Genomic DNA, 2,005 nt, shown 5'->3' on the forward strand with positions numbered 1-2,005 from the left:
TGCCCGCCCCGTTCCCGTGGCGAGCGGCCGGGTCGGTGCCCTTGACGCGAGGACCCGCTCCCGCTGGGATGGACTGAGCAAGCGCTTGGTCAATGAGGAGGCGACATGGCCGTGAATCCCCGGCAGGACGACCTGCGGCGGTTCGTCGCGGAGGATCCGGACGGCCCGGTGGTGATGCTCAACCTGCTGCGGTTCGCGGAGGGCGGCCGGGAGGCCTACCGCCGCTACTCGCGGGCGGTGGCCGAGACCTTCCTGCCGCGCCACGGCGGCGAGGTGCTCTACGCCGGGGAGGGCGCCGGGGCGCTGGTGGCCGAGGAGGGGCAGGAGTGGGACGCGGTCCTGCTGGTCCGGTACCCGAGCCGGGCGGCGTTCCTGGCGATGGTCTCCGATCCGGGGTACCGGGATGTGGCGCGGTGGCGCGCGGTCGCGCTGACCGAGGCGGTGCTCCAGCCCACCCGCCCGTGGGGTCGGCCCGACAGGCCCCGGCCGGCGGGTGCCCCCGGGAGCACCTGAGCGGCCCGGGGGCACGGGAGAGCGACGGAAGGGCTTGGCGACGTCAAATAATTAATATTTAATGAATCCTACCGGGCGGGTGGCGCCCCGGTTTCGACCCCCGAGGGGAGGACGAGCGTGGAACGGGACAAACCGTCGCGTGATGGTCGGTTCGCCGGGCGGTGCGTACTGGTGACGGGCGCGGCCTCGGGGATCGGGGCGGCCACGGCCCGCCGACTGGCCGCCGAGGGGGCCGCCGTCGCGGTGACGGACCTCCACGCCGAGGGAGCGGCCGAGGTCGCCTCGGAAATCCGGCGCTCCGGCGGTGAGGCCGAGCACCACGCGCTCGACGTGACCGACGAGGAACAGTGGCGGGAGGTCGTCCGGGCGACGGGCGAACGCCCGGGCCCGATCTCCGGCCTGGTCGGCAACGCGGCCGGCGTGACCGTCGGCCCGGCCGACCGCATCGACCTCCCCGAGTGGAACCGCCAGATCGCGGTCAACCTCACCGCCGCCTTCCTCGGCTTCCGCGCCTGCCTGCCCCATCTCCGGGAGACCGGCGGGGCCGTGGTCCTGGTCTCCTCCGTGCACGCCCTCGCCGGCCTGCCGGGGCGCCCCGCCTACGCCGCCGCGAAGGCCGGACTGACCGGCCTCACCCGGCAGTTGGCGGTGGAGTACGGCCCGGGGGTGCGGGTGAACGCCGTCCTGCCGGGTCCCGTCCTCACCCCCGCCTGGGACGGCATCGGCGAGGCCGACCGCCGCGCGAGCGCCGCGCAGACGGCGGCCCATCGACTCGGCCGCCCCGAGGAGGTCGCCTCCGCCATCTCCTTCCTCCTGCACACCGACGCCTCCTACGTCACCGGCGCCTCGCTCGTGGTGGACGGCGGCTGGAGCGTGGTCAAGGGGGGCTCGTGACCCCGCCGCCGGGCACCGGCCCGACCGTCACCGCACCGCTTTCCGCGCACCGGCTCGCACGCCGCCGGCGGGCAACGAGGAGCATCGAGTGAGGATCACCCGCGTCGAGACGTTCGCCGTGCCGCCGCGCTGGCTGCTGTGCCGGATCGAGACCGACCAGGGCGTGGTCGGCTGGGGCGAACCGGTGGTGGAGGGCAGGGCCGCGACGGTCCGCACGGCGGTCCGCGAGCTCTCCGAACTACTCGTGGGACGCGACCCGTTGCGCGTCGAGGACCACTGGCAGTCGATGACCAGGGGCGGCTTCTACCGGGGCGGGCCGATTCTCTCCAGTGCCGTCGCCGGGCTGGACCAGGCCCTGTGGGACATCGCCGGCAAGACCCTGGGCGCCCCGGTGCACGTACTGCTCGGCGGCCCGGTGCGGGAGCGGGTGCGGGCCTACGGCTGGGTGGGCGGGGACGACCCCGCCGAGATCACCGACGCGCTGACCGCCGTGGTGGAGTCCGGTCTCACAGCCGTGAAGATGAACGCCGCCGGCCGGATGAACCGCCTGGGCACGGTCGGCGAGCTGGACCGGGTGGTGCGCCGCGCCGAGCTGGCC

General features: G+C 74.9%; 2 protein-coding genes and 1 pseudogene. All 3 read left to right on the plus strand.

The window, feature by feature from the left end; all coding sequences use genetic code 11:
• Nucleotides 1–105: 105 nt before the first annotated feature.
• A complete protein-coding gene (locus FNQ90_RS21125) occupies nt 106–513 on the plus strand; it encodes a DUF1330 domain-containing protein (RefSeq protein ID WP_182607808.1) in 408 nt (135 codons plus the stop codon).
• A gap of 117 nt (nt 514–630) precedes the next feature.
• Nucleotides 631–1,407 carry an SDR family NAD(P)-dependent oxidoreductase gene (locus tag FNQ90_RS21130; protein ID WP_182607809.1) on the plus strand — a complete coding sequence of 259 codons (777 nt, stop codon included), beginning with the start codon at nt 631–633 and terminating at the stop codon, nt 1,405–1,407.
• An 88-nt stretch (nt 1,408–1,495) separates the two neighbouring features.
• Nucleotides 1,496–2,005: pseudogene (locus tag FNQ90_RS21135) on the plus strand (galactonate dehydratase); the annotation flags it as partial.

Origin of the sequence: Streptomyces alkaliphilus (genome assembly GCF_014141535.1) — a bacterium.
Classification (GTDB): domain Bacteria; phylum Actinomycetota; class Actinomycetes; order Streptomycetales; family Streptomycetaceae; genus Streptomyces; species Streptomyces alkaliphilus.

What these genes read in the sequence shown, in the direction of transcription:
- FNQ90_RS21125 (WP_182607808.1), top strand. Translation starts at nt 106, where the DNA reads ATGGCCGTGAATCCCCGGCAGGACGACCTGCGGCGGTTCGTCGCGGAG.